The organism is Streptomyces adustus, assembly GCF_009377175.1.
In the GTDB taxonomy this organism is placed as follows: domain Bacteria; phylum Actinomycetota; class Actinomycetes; order Streptomycetales; family Streptomycetaceae; genus Streptomyces; species Streptomyces adustus.
This window is the reverse complement of sequence record NZ_VJZD01000217.1, coordinates 1-16194: the sequence shown is the minus strand read 5'-3', so window position 1 is coordinate 16194 and position 16194 is coordinate 1. Positions and strand designations below refer to the sequence as shown.

The window sequence follows — 16194 nt, the reverse complement described above, 5'->3', positions numbered from 1 at the left end:
CCCCACCGCCGCAGGCGCCGTGGAAGGCCCCCGCCGCCCGCATTCCGCCCCGGCCGGGCGGGCGACCTGCGCTCACAGCGAACAGTTCCCTTTGCGGGATTCCCCGAAGGGACCCGCGCGTTAGGGTCCATGAGTACGAGGGCAGGGGAGTCCCCGGAAACGGCCGGACGGCCCTGAGCCCCGGCAGTACACGTGAGACGGCCCGGCGCCGTCGTAAGACGAGCAGGTGGATACGTGACGAATCTGATGCCCTCCGCCGCCGGCGAGCCTTCCATCGGTGGTGGCCTCGGCGACCAGGTCTACAACCGGCTGCTCAACGAGCGGATCATCTTCCTCGGCCAGCCGGTCGACGACGACATCGCGAACAAGATCACCGCACAGCTCCTTCTCCTGGCCGCCGATCCGGACAAGGACATTTATCTGTACATCAACAGCCCGGGCGGTTCGATCACCGCCGGCATGGCGATCTACGACACGATGCAGTTCATCAAGAACGACGTGGTGACCATCGCCATGGGCCTCGCGGCCTCCATGGGCCAGTTCCTGCTCAGCGCGGGCACGCCCGGCAAGCGCTTCGCGCTGCCGAACGCCGAGATCCTGATCCACCAGCCCTCCGCGGGCCTGGCCGGCTCGGCCTCCGACATCAAGATCCACGCCGAGCGGCTGCTGCACACCAAGAAGCGCATGGCCGAGCTGACCTCCCAGCACACCGGTCAGTCGGTCGAGCAGGTCACCCGCGACTCGGACCGCGACCGCTGGTTCGACGCCTTCGAGGCCAAGGAGTACGGCCTCATCGACGACGTCATCCCGACGGCCGCCGGCATGCCGGGCGGCGGCGGTACCGGAGCGGCGTAGTAAGGGCCCATTCGGGCCCGTACTACGCCCGGCTTCCATGGGTGGCCCGTCGTGGTCCCCTGGCGGCCCTGTGCGGGTCCGTTGACAGGGCTTGGTCCCTCTTTGGGGCCGTACGCCGTTTCAGCCGTCAGCCACCGCCCCAGCCCCTCTCAGGAGACACCGTGAACGACTTCCCCGGCAGCAGCCTCTACGACGGTGCGCGCGCCCAGTACACCGGGCCCTCGGCCGAGTCCCGCTACGTCATCCCGCGCTTCGTGGAGCGCACCTCCCAGGGCATCCGCGAGTACGACCCGTACGCGAAGCTCTTCGAGGAGCGCGTGATCTTCCTCGGCGTGCAGATCGACGACGCCTCCGCCAACGACGTCATGGCGCAGCTGCTGTGCCTGGAGTCGATGGACCCCGACCGTGACATCTCGGTCTACATCAACAGCCCCGGCGGCTCCTTCACCGCGCTGACTGCGATTTACGACACCATGCAGTTCGTGAAGCCGGACATCCAGACCGTCTGCATGGGCCAGGCGGCGTCCGCCGCGGCGATCCTCCTCGCGGCCGGTACGCCGGGCAAGCGCATGGCCCTGCCGAACGCGCGCGTGCTGATCCACCAGCCCTACAGCGAGACCGGCCGCGGCCAGGTCTCGGACCTCGAGATCGCCGCGAACGAGATCCTGCGGATGCGCGCGCAGCTGGAGGAGATGCTGGCCAAGCACTCCACCACGCCGATCGAGAAGATCCGCGAGGACATCGAGCGCGACAAGATCCTCACGGCCGAGGACGCGCTCGCGTACGGCCTGGTCGACCAGATCATCTCCACCCGGAAGATGAACAACAGCAGCGTCCGCTGACGCTCAGGCATGTATCGTCTGCCGCCCCTTGGCAGGATCGCACGCCGTGCGCGGCAAGGTGCACGACAAAGTGAACCGTGCCAAGGGGGGCCCGAACGGGGGGCTCGGCAAGGTACCGTCGGACATAAGGCAGCACCAGGAGCCGCTGGACTCGTAAGAGTCCAGGCGTCTCCCAGGCGAAGGGGAAGCACACCGTGGCACGCATCGGTGACGGCGGCGATCTGCTCAAGTGCTCGTTCTGCGGCAAGAGCCAGAAGCAGGTCAAGAAGCTCATCGCAGGCCCCGGTGTGTACATCTGCGACGAGTGCATCGATCTCTGCAACGAGATCATCGAGGAAGAGCTTGCGGAGACGAGCGAGGTGCGCTGGGAGGAACTCCCCAAGCCCCGCGAGATCTTCGAGTTCCTCGAGGGGTACGTCGTAGGCCAGGACGCGGCCAAGAAGGCCTTGTCCGTCGCGGTGTACAACCACTACAAGCGGGTCCAGGCCGGTGAGAACGGCGGCGGTCAAAGCCGCGAGGACGCCATCGAGTTGGCGAAGTCCAACATCCTTCTGCTGGGCCCCACGGGCTCCGGCAAGACGCTCCTCGCGCAGACCCTCGCCCGCATGCTCAACGTCCCGTTCGCCATCGCGGACGCGACGGCGCTGACGGAGGCCGGCTATGTCGGCGAGGACGTCGAGAACATCCTGCTCAAGCTGATCCAGGCGGCCGACTACGACGTCAAGAAGGCCGAGACCGGGATCATCTACATCGACGAGATCGACAAGGTCGCGCGCAAGAGCGAGAACCCGTCGATCACGCGTGACGTGAGCGGCGAGGGTGTGCAGCAGGCGCTGCTGAAGATCCTGGAAGGCACGACGGCCTCGGTCCCGCCGCAGGGCGGCCGCAAGCACCCGCACCAGGAGTTCATCCAGATCGACACGACGAACGTCCTGTTCATCGTGGGCGGCGCCTTCGCGGGCCTGGAGAAGCTCATCGAGTCCCGGGCCGGCGCCAAGGGCATCGGCTTCGGCGCGACGATCCGCTCCAAGCGCGAGCTGGAGGCCAAGGACCAGTTCGAGGACGTCATGCCCGAGGACCTGGTCAAGTTCGGCATGATCCCCGAGTTCATCGGCCGTCTGCCGGTCATCACCTCGGTGCACAACCTCGACCGCGAGGCGCTGCTCCAGATCCTGGTCGAGCCCCGCAACGCGCTCGTGAAGCAGTACCAGCGCCTGTTCGAACTCGACGGCGTGGAGCTGGACTTCGAGCGGGAGGCGCTGGAGGCCATCGCCGACCAGGCGATCCTCCGCCAGACCGGCGCACGCGGTCTGCGCGCCATCATGGAGGAAGTCCTCATGTCGGTGATGTACGAGGTCCCGTCCCGCAAGGACGTGGCACGTGTCGTCATCACGGCGGACGTCGTCCACTCGAACGTGAACCCGACGCTGATCCCGCGCGACGTCCGCGGCCGCGGCCCGGGGGAGCAGAAGACGGCGTAACCGCCGTACCGCGTACGAGGAAGGGGCCCCGGTCGGCAGACCGGGGCCCCTTCGCCGTCGCGGCGGGCCCTCCCGGGCCCTCCCGGGCCCGCCGGAGCAGGCTCAGGCCTTGACGCGTACCTGGCTGCGGAACTTCGCCGTCAGGTCGGCGGCGCCCGTCAGGTCGGCGGCCTTGCCGGACATCGCGTCCGCCATGTCGATGTGGATGAAGACGCCCAGCGTGCTGTGGTCGCCCCAGATGCACACCGGCATGCTGATCTCGCTCGGCCCGGCCGCCGCGCCGGACGACGAGTCGTCGCCCTTGACCTTGGTCTCCTGGCACTTGAGGACCGCGCCGTCGAGACCCGCCGGCGTGTAGGCCTTCGGGCTGCCGACGACCTCGCCCTCGTCGGCGCCCGCGTTCTTCTTCATGTCGGCGAACATCGCGTCGACGACCGCCTCCGGGTCGTCGATCTCGCCGTACACGCCCATGAAGTTGACCATCTTCATGGCCAGGTAGTTGGTCTCGCTGCCGGACTGGTAACCGGCGTGCACGTCCTTGGCGTTCTTCACGCCGTGCTTCTCGGCGTCCTTGACGTCGCTCTTGTCGAAGCCGCCGCTGTCGACGCCGGCGGACTTCTTGTAGTCCGTGAGCACCGTCGCCGGCGTGGTGAGCTTGTGCGGGCCGTCGTCGGCGATGTCCGAGCCGCCGCTTCCGCTGCCGCCGAGCGCCAGGTACGCCACCACCGCGATCGCGGCCGCGGCCGCCACGGCGCCCAGGATGATCGCCGTCTTCTTGCCGCCACCGCCGGGGGCGGGCGGCTGCGGGACGCCGTAGGGCTGCTGGCCGTACGGGGGCTGCCCGTAGGGCGGCTGCTGGCCGTAGGCGTTCGGCTGCTGCGGCACACCCTGCGGGGGCTGCTGCGGGTAGCCGTAGCCGGGCTGGGCGGGCGGAGTCTGCTGGGGGTATCCGTAGCCGGGCTGAGGGGCCTGCGGCGGCTGGCCGTACGGGCCGGGCTGGCCGTAGGGACCCGGCTGACCGTACGGTCCGGGCTGCTGGGGCTGCCCGCCGTACGGGCCCGGCTGGTTGTGACTCATTACTGGGTTCCCCTCCAGAGCTTATGTGTTCCTGACATCCTGTCCCAGGCACAGCCACCTCATGGCGTCGGGGGCGCCACCGTTACAGACCAAATGCGTTTCGGGACCACCGTGTGACACCCCTAAACTGACCCCGTGACCGACAACGCTCAGCAGCAGCCATCAGCGACCCACACCGAACTGCCGACCCAGTACGCGCCGGCCGACGTAGAGGGGCCGCTGTACGAGCGCTGGGTAGAGCGGGGTTACTTCGAGGCGGACGCCAAGAGCGACAAGCCCGCGTACACCGTCGTCATCCCGCCGCCGAACGTCACCGGCAGCCTGCACCTCGGGCACGCCTTCGAGCACACGCTCATCGACGCCCTCACCCGCCGCAAGCGCATGCAGGGCCACGAGACGCTGTGGCAGCCGGGCATGGACCACGCCGGCATCGCCACGCAGAACGTCGTCGAGCGTGAGCTCGGCAAGGAGGGCAAGTCCCGGCACGACCTCGGCCGGGAGGCGTTCGTCGAGCGCGTCTGGCAGTGGAAGGCCGAGTCCGGCGGGCAGATCTCCGGCCAGATGCGCCGCCTCGGCGACGGTGTCGCCTGGTCGCGCGAGCGCTTCACCATGGACGAGGGTCTCTCCCAGGCCGTCCAGACCATCTTCAAGCGGCTCTACGACGACGAGCTGATCTACCGCGCCGAGCGCATCATCAACTGGTGCCCGCGCTGTCTGACCGCGATCTCCGACATCGAGGTCGAGTACCAGGACGACGACGGCGAACTCGTCTCGATGAAGTACGGGGAGGGCGAGGAGACGATCGTCGTCGCCACCACCCGCGCCGAGACGATGCTGGGCGACACCGCCGTCGCCGTCCACCCCGAGGACGAGCGCTACAAGCACCTGGTCGGCAAGCTCATCAAGCTGCCGCTGACCGACCGTTCCATCCCGGTCGTCGCCGACGAGCACGTCGACCCCGAGTTCGGCACGGGCGCCGTCAAGGTCACCCCGGCCCACGACCCGAACGACTTCGAGATCGGCCAGCGGCACGACCTGCCCGCCATCACGGTCATGGACGAGCACGCGATCATCACCGTGCACGGCCCGTTCCAGGGTCTGGACCGCTTCGAGGCCCGCTCGGCGATCGTCGCCGCGCTGCGCGCCGAGGGCCGGATCGTCGCCGAGAAGCGCCCGTACGTCCACTCCGTCGGCCACTGCTCGCGCTGCAAGACCACCATCGAGCCGCGCCTGTCGATGCAGTGGTGGGTCAAGGTCGGCCCGCTCGCGAAGGCCGCCGGTGACGCGGTCCGCGACGGCAAGGTCAAGATCCACCCGCAGGAGATGGAGAAGCGGTACTTCGACTGGGTCGACAACCTGCACGACTGGTGCATCTCGCGCCAGCTGTGGTGGGGCCACCGCATTCCGGTCTGGTACGGCCCGAACGGAGAGATCGTCTGCGTCGGCCCGAACGAGGAGCCCCCGGCCGGCGAGGGCTGGCACCAGGACACCGACGTCCTGGACACCTGGTTCTCCTCCGGCCTGTGGCCGTTCTCCACGATGGGCTGGCCCGAGCAGACCGAGAGCCTCGCGAAGTTCTACCCGAACTCCGTCCTGGTCACCGGCTACGACATCCTCTTCTTCTGGGTCGCCCGGATGATGATGTTCGGCCTGTACGCGATGGACGGCACCCCGCCGTTCCACACCATCGCCCTGCACGGCATGGTCCGCGACCAGTTCGGCAAGAAGATGTCGAAGTCCTTCGGCAACGCGGTCAACCCGCTGGACTGGATGGACAAGTACGGCAGCGACGCGCTGCGCTTCACCCTGGCCCGTGGCGCCAACCCGGGCGTCGACGTCCCGATCGGCGAGGACTGGGTCCAGGGCTCGCGCAACTTCGCCAACAAGATCTGGAACGCCACCCGCTTCGCGCTGATGAACGGCGCTACGGTCGACGGCCCGCTGCCGGACGCGTCCGCCATGTCGGCGACCGACCGCTGGATCCTGTCCCGGCTGAACGCGGTCGTCGCCGAAGTCGACGCGCTCTACGAGGACTTCCAGTTCGCCAAGCTGTCGGACGCGCTGTTCCACTTCGCCTGGGACGAGGTCTTCGACTGGTACGTCGAGCTGTCCAAGACGACGTTCCAGGCGGGCGGCGAGCCGGCCGAGGTCAGCAAGCGCGTCCTCGGCGAGGTCCTCGACGTCACGCTGCGGCTGCTGCACCCGGTGGTCCCGTTCGTCACCGAGACCCTCTGGACCACCCTCACGGGCGGCGAGTCGGTCGTCGTGGCCGAGTGGCCCACGGACAGCGGATTCCGTGACGCCGAGGCGGAGCGGGAGATCGAGAGCCTCCAGTCGGTCATCACCGAGGTCCGGCGCTTCCGTGCCGACCAGGGTCTCCAGCCCGGCCAGCGGGTCCCGGCCCGGCTGACCCTCGACGGCACGCCGTTCGCCCCGCACGAGGCGGCGATCCGCCAGCTGCTGCGGCTCCAGCCGGAGGGCGACGCCTTCACCACCACGGCGACGCTGCCGGTCGCGGGCGCCGAGGTGGCGCTCGACCTGTCCGGCACGATCGACGTGGCCGCCGAGCGCAAGCGGCTCGCGAAGGACCTGGCCGCCGCCGAGAAGGAGAAGGCCCAGGCGAACGCCAAGCTCGGCAACGAGGCGTTCCTCGCCAAGGCCCCGGACAACGTGGTCGACAAGATCCGCACCCGGCTGGCCAAGGCGGACGAGGACATCGCCCGCATCCAGGCCCAGCTGGACCGCCTCCCGGCGGCCTGACGGCCCGTATCTCCACGAAGGCCCCCGGAACCACTCGTTCCGGGGGCCTTCGTCCGCGTCTGTCGGTCATGCTCCGTAGACTGGCGGCGTGAGCGAGCTCCCTCCAGACAGCAGTGATCAGCCCGACGCCCGCGACCCCTTCGAGGAGATCGTCGAGGCGGAGACGGACCGCGACCCGGACCTCGCGGTGATCGAGGCCGGCAGCCGTACCCTGCGCACCCAGGGCGGGCCGCCGCAGCCCGACGTGCCGGCCCGGCCCGAGGACCCCGAGGTCGACCGGGCCCTGCGCGAGGTCGAGACGGAGCTCGCGACCCGCTGGGGCGAGACCAAGCTGGAGCCGTCCGTCACCCGGATCTCCGCGCTGATGGACGTCCTCGGGGACCCGCAGCGGGCGTACCCGTCGATCCACATCACCGGGACGAACGGCAAGACCTCCACCGCACGCATGATCGAGGCCCTGCTCGGCGCCTTCGAGCTGCGCACCGGCCGCTACACCTCCCCGCACGTGCAGTCGATCACCGAACGCATCAGCATGGACGGCGGTCCGATCCCCGCCGAGCGGTTCGTGGAGACGTACCAGGACATCAAGCCGTACGTCGAGATGGTCGACGCCCAACAGGAGTACCGGCTGTCCTTCTTCGAGGTGCTGACCGGCATGGCGTACGCGGCCTTCGCGGACGCGCCGGTGGACGTCGCCGTGGTCGAGGTGGGCATGGGCGGCAGCTGGGACGCCACCAACGTCATCGACGGTGACGTCGCCGTGGTCACCCCCATCTCGCTGGACCACACCGACCGGCTCGGCGCGACGCCCGGCGAGATCGCCGCCGAGAAGGCCGGCATCGTCAAGCAGGGGGCCACGGTCATCCTGGCCCAGCAGCCGGTCGACGCGGCGCAGGTGCTGCTGAAGAAGGCCGTCGAGGTGGACGCCACGGTGGCCCGGGAGGGCCTGGAGTTCGGCGTGGTGGCCCGGCAGGTCGCCGTCGGCGGGCAGCTGCTCACCCTGCGCGGGCTGGGCGGCGAGTACCCCGAGGTGTATCTGCCCCTGCACGGCGCCCACCAGGCGCACAACGCGGCCGTCGCGCTCGCCGCCGTCGAGGCGTTCTTCGGCGTCGGTTCGCAGCGCGCGGAGACGCTGGACCCGGACACCGTCCGCAAGGCCTTCGCGGCCGTCACCTCGCCCGGCCGGCTCGAAGTCGTACGGCAGTCGCCCACGGTCGTCCTGGACGCGGCGCACAACCCGGCGGGCGCGCAGGTCACGGCCGAGGCGATCGGCGAGGCGTTCGACTTCAGCCGGCTGATCGGCGTGGTCGGGGCCAGCGGCGACAAGGATGTGCGCGGGCTCCTGGAGGCCTTCGAGCCGATCTTCGCGGAGATCGTCGTCACGCAGAACTCCAGCCATCGCTCGATGGACGCCGACGAACTCGCCGCGATCGCCGTCGAGGTGTTCGGCGACGAGCGCGTCCAGGTCGAACCGCGGCTGCCCGACGCCCTGGAGGCCGCGATCACGCTGGCCGAGGAGGAGGGCGAGTTCTCCGGCGGCGGTGTGCTCGTCACCGGTTCCGTCATCACGGTCGGCGAGGCCCGGCTGCTGCTCCTGGGAAGGGACTGACTGTCCGTGCGTACGCTCTGTTCCTCGACCTTGATCGGCGAGGTCTTCGTGATCGGCTTCGCCGGTCTGGTCGCGATGAAGGATCCCGACCTGTCGATGTCGACCGTGTGGACGGTCAGCGGCATCGCGATGTTCCTGTGCGTGGTGCTGTGCGGCATGGTGACCCGGCCCGGCGGGGTCGCCCTGGGCTGGGCGCTCCAGATCGCGCTGATCGCCTCCGGTCTCGTCGTGCCGACGATGTTCTTCCTCGGGGTGCTGTTCGCGGCGCTGTGGTGGGCCTCGGTGCACTACGGGCGGAAGATCGACGAGGCGAAGGCGAGATTCGCGGCGCAGGCGGAGCCGTCCGCGGCTGACGCTGCGTGACGGTCGTCCGAACACGCCCTGTAACCTCATCCCACCGCACACCCGGCAGCAAGAAGGAGTCCTCCCGTGACCCAGCGCACCCTCGTCCTGCTCAAGCCCGACGCCGTCCGTCGCGGCCTGACCGGCGAGATCATCGGCCGTATCGAGCGCAAGGCCGGCTGGCAGATCACCGCGCTGGAGCTGCGCACGCTGGACCAGGAGACCCTGGAGCTGCACTACGGGGAGCACAAGGGCAAGCCCTTCTACGAGCCGCTGGTCGAGTTCATGGCGTCCGGTCCGATCGTGGCCCTGATCGTCGAGGGCGAGCGGGTCATCGAGGGCGTGCGGGCGCTGGCCGGTCCGACCGACCCGATCGCCGCGGCCCCCGGCTCCATCCGTGGTGACTTCGGTGTCATCGTCCGGGAGAACCTGATCCACGCCTCGGACTCCGAGGAGTCCGCCGAACGCGAGGTGAAGATCTTCTTTCCGGGCCGTGCCTGAGAATAAATTTTCGGACTACTTTTTGAGGGGCCGTCAGGTCTCCCAGCCCGCCTGACCTGGGACGGCCGTGCATTTTCGGCCGTCCTTCGGCATATGCGTGCCGATCGGGGGAACGTGTGCCTCCGATGGGCCGTCTCCGGGGGCGAGACGGCCGCGCATCTGATGACAATGGCGAAGACCCTCGCGCAGTGTTCGTGCAGGCGCGTCTACGATGTAACCCTTCACGTCACAGCACCCACCTCGCCGACCTGAAAAGCCCTCAAAAGCCAGCAGGAAGGCCAGTCGAATCCTGATGGGGAACTCAATGTCGTTCATCGGCCGTGACATGGCTGTCGACCTCGGGACCGCCAACACGCTGGTGTACGTCAGGGGTCGCGGGATCGTACTCAACGAGCCGTCCGTCGTCGCGATCAACACCAACACAGGTGGCATCCTCGCGGTCGGCGCCGAAGCGAAGAAGATGATCGGGCGCACACCTGGCAACATCGTTGCCGTCCGTCCGCTGAAGGACGGCGTGATCGCCGACTTCGAGATCACCGAGCGGATGCTCCGCTACTTCATTCTGAAGATCCACAAGCGGCGGTATCTGGCTCGTCCGCGGGTCGTCGTCTGTGTGCCCTCGGGCATCACGGGAGTCGAGCGCCGCGCCGTCATCGAGGCGTCGACCCAGGCCGGCGCCCGTCAGGTGCACATCATCGAGGAGCCCATGGCGGCGGCCATCGGTTCCGGCCTGCCGGTCCACGAGGCCACGGGCAACATGGTGGTGGACATCGGCGGCGGCACCACGGAGGTCGCGGTCATCTCGCTCGGCGGTATCGTCACCGCCCAGTCCATCCGTGTCGCGGGTGACGAGCTGGACAACGCGATCATCCAGTACATCAAGAAGGAGTACTCCCTCCTGCTGGGTGAGCGCACGGCCGAACAGATCAAGATCACGATCGGTTCGGCGTACGACCTCGACGCTGACGAGCACACCGAAATCCGCGGCCGGGACCTGGTGTCCGGGCTGCCGAAGACCGTCGTCATCTCGGCGGCCGAGGTCCGCAAGGCGATCGAGGAGCCGGTCAACGCGATCGTCGACGCGGTCAAGACCACTCTCGACAAGTGCCCGCCGGAGCTCTCCGGCGACATCATGGACCGGGGCATCGTGCTGACCGGCGGCGGCGCCCTGCTGCGCGGTCTGGACGAGCGGCTGCGCCGCGAGACCGGTATGCCGATCCACATCGCCGAGGACCCGCTGGACAGCGTGGCGCTCGGTTCCGGCAAGTGCGTCGAGGAGTTCGAGGCCCTCCAGCAGGTCCTGGACGCCGCGCCGCGCAGATGACGTGACCCTTCGGCCCCGCCGTACGAGACGTTCTCCTCTCGTACGGCGGGCCGTCGGCACAGCGACACAGACTCCCCCGAACGAGCCTCTCCCGGAACCTTGGGGGGTTCCTCGGGGTTCCCGGGTTTCATCCCATTTCTGCCCGTATTCCTATGAGGAAGGCACGGCCGCCGCACGTGAGGGACACACGAGAGAGTCGGCTGCTCCTGGTGCTGCTGATCGCCATCGCGTTCGCGCTGATCACGGTGGACATCCGCGGCGGGGAGGACTCCCCGGTCGAAGGCGCCCGACACGCCGCGGCCACGGTCTTCGGCCCGATCGAGAACGGGGTGTCGTCGGTGGTCGACCCGGTCGGCAACGCGGTCTCCGCCGTCCGCGACTCCGACGAGCGCCACGACCGGCTCGCCCTTATGGAGAAGGAGAACGCGGCGCTCAAGGCGAAGCTCGGCAGCGACGACCGCAACACCAGTCGCCTCAGGCAGCTCGACAACATGCTGAAGATGGCGGGCACCGGCCAGTACGGCATCAAGGGCGCCGAGGTCATCGCGATAGGAGCGGCCCAGGGCTTCTCCTGGACCGTCACCATCGACGTCGGCGCCAACGACGGCATCCGGCGCGACATGACCGTCCTGAACGGAGACGGCCTGGTCGGCCGGGTCACCACCGTCGGCCCGGACACCGCGACCGTCCTGCTAGCCAACGACCCCGACTTCACCGTCGGCACCCGCATGGAGAACTCCGACGAGCTCGGCTTCGCCTCCGGGCAGGGCGACCGCCCGCTGCGCGTGGAACTCCTCAACGGCAAGGCCGAGGTGAAGAAGGGCGACCGCCTGGTCACCTTCGGCTCGGAGGCCGACAAGCCCTTCGTGCCGGGCGTCCCGGTCGGCGTGGTCTCCCGCGTCGACCCCTCCGGCGGCGATCTCACCCGCACCCTCTACGTCACGCCGTACGTCAGCTTCACCAAGCTCGACATCGTCGGCGTCGTCGTCCAGGCCCCGGCCAAGGACCCGCGCGACACGGTGCTTCCGAAGAAGCCCAAGCCCGTTCCCACGCCGACGGTGACCATCACCATCACACCGTCCGCGAACGCGCCCGCCGACGGCCAGACCGAGCAGCAGTAGGAGCTGAATCCCCATGCGCGTCAACCGGATCCTGCTCTCCACGGCGTTGGTCGTCGTCGCCCTGGTGCTCCAGGTGAGCGTTCTCGCCCGGCTCCACCTCCCGGGCGCCGTCCCCGACCTGCTGCTGCTCACCGTGCTGGGCCTGGCCATCGTGTACGGCCATGTGGGCGGCGCCCTCATCGGCTTCGGCGCGGGCCTGCTCGCCGACCTCGCCCCGCCGGCCGACCACGCCGCCGGACGCTACGCCCTGGTGCTGTGCGTCATCGGCTACCTCGCGGGCCTCGTCAGACCGGAGAACGGCCGACTGAAGTCGGCCACCGGCCCGATGGCCGTGGTGGTCGCCGCCGCGATCGGCTCCACCCTGCTGTACGCCCTGGTCGGAGGCCTCGTCGGCGACACGGCCGCCCGCCATGTCGGCCTGGGCAGCCTGCTGTTCAGCGCCGCCCTCTACGACCTGCTGCTCGCCCCGTTCGTCGTCCCCGGCGTCATGTGGCTGGCCCGGCGGGCCGAGAACGATCCGCTGGCCGACGCGAACTCGCCCGGGAAGGGCACCGACATCTCCTCCGGCTGGCTGTCCTCGGGCACCGGCCTGCGCATCGGCGGCCAGCGCAACGGGCTGCGCGTGAAGGCGGCCAGGGCCCGCACCGCGCGCGCCGGCCGCATCAAGGGGGTCAAGCGACTGTGACCGGACGGCAGTTGGTCGCAGGGCCGCACAGGTCCGTCGTATATGACTCAGAGACACACTGAGAGGGGGAGCCAACCACCGTGACCAACATTCCCGAGACCGGACGGACACCACGCGTCCAGATCCGGCTCGTCGTGATCCAGATCCTCGTCCTCTCCCTGCTCGGCACCCTCGGCGGCCGGCTGTGGTACCTCCAGATCCGGGAGGGCGAGGCGTACGCCAAGGAGGCCTCCGGCAACCACGTCCAGCAGGTCGTCCAGCCCGCCGTGCGCGGCTCGATCCTGGACGCGCGCGGAGTGGCCCTCGCCGACAACGAGACCCGGCTCGTGGTCTCCGCCTCCCGCACCGACCTGCTGAAGCAGAAGGACGACGGCAAGGCCGTCCTCGCCAAGCTCGCGGGCGTCCTCGGTCTGGACGCCACGGAGGTCATGCAGAAGGTCCGGCTGTGCGACGCCGAGACGCCCCAGCCGTGCTGGAACGGCTCGCCCTACCAGCCGATCCCCATCACCGACGAGGCCACCCCCAAGCAGGCCCTCCAGATCCGCGAGCGCGCCGAGGACTTCCCCGGCATCACCGCCGAGCCCGAGGCCGTGCGCCGCTACGCGGCACCCGGCAAGTCCAACGCGGCCCAGGTCCTCGGCTACCTCTCGCCCGTCACCGACGACGAGCTCACCAAGGCCCGGGACACCGACTCGCCCTACCTGCGCTCCGACCAGGTCGGCCGCAGCGGCCTCGAGCGCCAGTACGACAAGGAGCTGCGCGGCAAGGCCGGCGTCACCCGCTACGAGGTCGACAACCTCGGCCGGGTCATCGGCCAGGCGAAGGCCGACCCCGCCGAGTCCGGCTCCAACCTCGTCACCAGCATTGACTCCCGCGTCCAGCGCGTCGCCGAGTACGAGCTGAACGAGGCGATGAAGACCGCCCGCCAGCAGTTCGACAAGATCACCGGCGAGAACTACAAGGCCGACTCCGGCGCGGTCGTGGTGATGGAGGCCAAGACCGGCCGCATCGTCGCCATGGCGTCCGCCCCGACCTACGACCCGAACGTCTGGGTCGGCGGGATCTCCGCCAAGGACTACAAGAAGCTCACCGGCAAGAACTCCGACTACCCGCTGCTCAACCGCGCCATACAGGGTCAGTCCGCGCCCGGTTCGACGTTCAAGGTCGTCTCCACCGCCGCCGCCGTGCAGGCGGGCTACGAGTGGGACGGCGGCTACCCCTGCACCAGCTCCTACTCCGTCGGCGGCCAGGTCTTCAAGAACTTCGAGGGGGAGAGCTTCGGCCCGATCTCGCTCGGCCGCGCCCTGGAGGTCTCCTGCGACACCGTCTTCTACGGCCTCGCGGATCGGGAGTGGAAGAAGGACGGCGGCATCAACCCCAAGAAGGGCCAGCCCAAGGACTGGTTCTTCAAGACCGCCCACCAGTTCGGCCTCGGCAAGGAGACCGGCGTCGACCTGCCCAACGAGGTCACCGGCCGCGTCCCCGACCGCCAGTGGAAGCTGAACTACTGGAAGGCCAACAAGGACGCCTGGTGCAAGTCCGGCAAGAAGAACGGCTCGTACGTCGAGAAGATCGAGTACGAGAACTGCCTCGAAGGCAACAAGATGCGCGAGGGTGACGAGATCAACTACTCCATCGGTCAGGGCGACACCCTCGTCACCCCGATCCAGGAGGCCGTCATCTACTCCGCGGTGTCCAACGGCGGCACGATGTACACGCCGACCATCGGCAAGGCGATCATCAGCGCCGACGGCAAGACCGTCCAGGAGATCAAGCCGAAGTCGCACGGGAAGCTGCCGGTCAGCAAGGCCACCATCAAGGGCATGGACGAGGCCTTCGCGGGCGTCATCACCCGCGGTACCGCCGCCTGGAAGTTCGGCGGCTGGCCGCAGGACAAGATCGCCCTGCACGGCAAGACCGGTACCGCCGAGGTCTACGGCAAGCAGACCACCTCCTGGCTGGCGACGTACAGCAAGGACTACGCGATCATCATGACGATCTCCCAGGCCGGTACCGGTTCCGGTGCCTCCGGTGAGGCCGTCCGCAACATCTACAGCGCCCTGTACGGGGTCCAGGCCGACGGCGCCATCGACAAGAAGAAGGCGCTGCTGTACACCCCGCAGAAGGGCCTGCCCCAGGTCCGTACGGACGGCACGATCTCCAGCCCCAAGATCTCCCGCGACCCGGCCAAGGACCTGCACGCCGAGCCGACGCAGTCGCCCTCCCCGGACGACTCGCAGCCCGCGGCGACCACGGCCTCGCCCGGCACGGGCAACCGTGACACCCGCAGGCGCTCGCGCCGCAGGGGAAGCCGGAGGATGCCGACATGACCGGAAACAGCTTCTCCGTCTCCGGCTACGGACCCGAACGGGCCGGCTGGACCCGGGTCTTCGCCCGTGACTCGCTGGCCCGCAGACTCGACTGGCCGATCCTGCTGGCCGGCCTGGCCCTGTCGTTCCTCGGCTCGCTGCTCGTCTACTCCGCGACCCGCAACCGCACCCAGATCAACCAGGGCGACCCGTACTACTTCCTGCTCCGGCACCTGATGAACACCGGCATCGGGTTCGCCCTGATGATCGGCACGGTCTGGCTCGGCCACCGCACCCTGCGCACGGCCGTGCCGCTCCTGTACGGCGCCTCGGTCTTCGGGATCCTCCTGGTGCTCACCCCGCTGGGCTCGACGGTCAACGGCGCGCACTCGTGGATCGTGCTCGGCGGCGGCTTCTCGATCCAGCCCTCGGAGTTCGTGAAGATCACGATCATCCTGGGCATGGCGATGCTGCTGGCGGCCCGGGTCGACGCGGGCGACCGGCAGTACCCCGACCACCGCACCGTCCTCCAGGCCCTCGGACTGGCCTCGATCCCGATGCTGATCGTGCTGCTCATGCCCGACCTCGGCTCGGTCATGGTCATGGTCATCATCGTGCTGGGCGTGCTGCTCGCCTCCGGCGCCTCCAACCGCTGGGTGTTCGGCCTGATCGGCGCGGGCACGCTCGGCGCGGTCGCCGTCTGGCAGCTGCACATCCTGGACGAGTACCAGATCAACCGCTTCGCGGCCTTCGCCAACCCCGAGCTCGACCCCGCGGGCGTCGGCTACAACACCAACCAGGCCCGGATCGCGATCGGCTCCGGCGGCCTGACCGGAGCGGGCCTCTTCCACGGCTCGCAGACCACCGGCCAGTTCGTGCCCGAGCAGCAGACGGACTTCGTCTTCACGGTCGCCGGCGAGGAACTGGGCTTCGTCGGCGCGGGCCTGATCATCGCCCTGCTCGGCGTGGTCCTGTGGCGCGCCTGCCGGATCGCCCGCGAGTCGACCGAGCTGTACGGCACCGTCGTCGCCGCCGGGATCGTCGCCTGGTTCGCCTTCCAGGCCTTCGAGAACATCGGCATGACCCTCGGCATCATGCCGGTCACCGGTCTGCCGCTGCCGTTCGTGTCGTACGGAGGTACGTCGATGTTCGCGGTCTGGGTGGCCATAGGGCTGCTCCAGTCGATCAGGGTGCAGCGGCCCATGTCGGCCTGACGGCCGGCGTCACCGCCGTGGACGGGGACGAGGGCGGGGGCGAAGCGAGCAGCGCGACCGCCCCCGCCCTCGCC

General features: G+C 69.1%; 13 protein-coding genes. 12 read left to right on the top strand and 1 reads right to left on the bottom strand.

Features of this window, described 5'->3' with window-relative positions; translation table 11 throughout:
* Window positions 1-246 precede the first annotated feature (246 nt).
* The 3 genes from FNH09_RS35760 to clpX all read left to right on the top strand — a co-directional run bounded on the left by FNH09_RS35760 (window position 247) and on the right by clpX (window position 3178).
* Window positions 247-855 carry an ATP-dependent Clp protease proteolytic subunit gene (locus FNH09_RS35760; RefSeq protein ID WP_152894046.1) on the top strand — a complete coding sequence of 203 codons (609 nt, stop codon included), beginning with the start codon at window positions 247-249 and terminating at the stop codon, window positions 853-855.
* Window positions 856-1016: 161 nt separating this feature from the next.
* Window positions 1017-1697: an ATP-dependent Clp protease proteolytic subunit gene (locus FNH09_RS35755; protein ID WP_162469608.1), complete on the top strand. Its 681-nt coding sequence runs from the start codon at window positions 1017-1019 to the stop codon at window positions 1695-1697.
* Window positions 1698-1891: 194 nt separating this feature from the next.
* Window positions 1892-3178, top strand: coding sequence for an ATP-dependent Clp protease ATP-binding subunit ClpX (clpX, locus tag FNH09_RS35750; RefSeq protein WP_162469607.1), 1287 nt, complete (start codon window positions 1892-1894; stop codon window positions 3176-3178).
* Between the two features lie 102 nt (window positions 3179-3280).
* Here clpX and FNH09_RS35745 read toward each other — a convergent pair whose 3' ends face one another.
* Entirely contained in the window at window positions 3281-4255 is a 975-nt protein-coding gene (locus FNH09_RS35745) for a hypothetical protein (RefSeq protein ID WP_152894042.1), read from the bottom strand.
* 135 nt (window positions 4256-4390) lie between these two features.
* On the opposite strand from FNH09_RS35745, the gene FNH09_RS35740 reads away from it, so the two are divergent.
* The 9 genes from FNH09_RS35740 to rodA all read left to right on the top strand — a co-directional run bounded on the left by FNH09_RS35740 (window position 4391) and on the right by rodA (window position 16120).
* Window positions 4391-7015 (top strand): valine--tRNA ligase, encoded by a 2625-nt coding sequence (locus FNH09_RS35740; protein ID WP_162469606.1) that lies wholly within the window; start codon window positions 4391-4393, stop codon window positions 7013-7015.
* 88 nt (window positions 7016-7103) lie between these two features.
* Window positions 7104-8624, top strand: a complete 1521-nt coding sequence (gene folC / locus FNH09_RS35735) for a bifunctional tetrahydrofolate synthase/dihydrofolate synthase (RefSeq protein ID WP_162469605.1) — start codon at window positions 7104-7106, stop codon at window positions 8622-8624.
* A gap of 6 nt (window positions 8625-8630) precedes the next feature.
* The gene (locus tag FNH09_RS35730) at window positions 8631-8987 is read left to right on the top strand and encodes a DUF4233 domain-containing protein (RefSeq protein ID WP_162469604.1); all 357 of its coding nucleotides are present in this window, start codon (window positions 8631-8633) and stop codon (window positions 8985-8987) included.
* Window positions 8988-9053: 66 nt separating this feature from the next.
* The gene (gene ndk, locus FNH09_RS35725; protein WP_162469603.1) at window positions 9054-9467 is read left to right on the top strand and encodes a nucleoside-diphosphate kinase; all 414 of its coding nucleotides are present in this window, start codon (window positions 9054-9056) and stop codon (window positions 9465-9467) included.
* Between the two features lie 304 nt (window positions 9468-9771).
* Entirely contained in the window at window positions 9772-10791 is a 1020-nt protein-coding gene (locus FNH09_RS35720; protein ID WP_152894040.1) for a rod shape-determining protein, read from the top strand.
* Window positions 10792-10967: 176 nt separating this feature from the next.
* Window positions 10968-11912, top strand: coding sequence for a rod shape-determining protein MreC (gene mreC / locus FNH09_RS35715; RefSeq protein WP_162469602.1), 945 nt, complete (start codon window positions 10968-10970; stop codon window positions 11910-11912).
* Window positions 11913-11925: 13 nt separating this feature from the next.
* Window positions 11926-12597 carry a rod shape-determining protein MreD gene (mreD, locus tag FNH09_RS35710; protein WP_152894038.1) on the top strand — a complete coding sequence of 224 codons (672 nt, stop codon included), beginning with the start codon at window positions 11926-11928 and terminating at the stop codon, window positions 12595-12597.
* Between the two features lie 80 nt (window positions 12598-12677).
* Window positions 12678-14927 carry a penicillin-binding protein 2 gene (gene mrdA, locus FNH09_RS35705; protein ID WP_162469601.1) on the top strand — a complete coding sequence of 750 codons (2250 nt, stop codon included), beginning with the start codon at window positions 12678-12680 and terminating at the stop codon, window positions 14925-14927.
* Window positions 14924-16120 carry a rod shape-determining protein RodA gene (gene rodA, locus FNH09_RS35700; protein WP_152894037.1) on the top strand — a complete coding sequence of 399 codons (1197 nt, stop codon included), beginning with the start codon at window positions 14924-14926 and terminating at the stop codon, window positions 16118-16120. Before mrdA ends, rodA begins: the two co-directional genes overlap by 4 nt.
* Window positions 16121-16194: the final 74 nt, after the last annotated feature.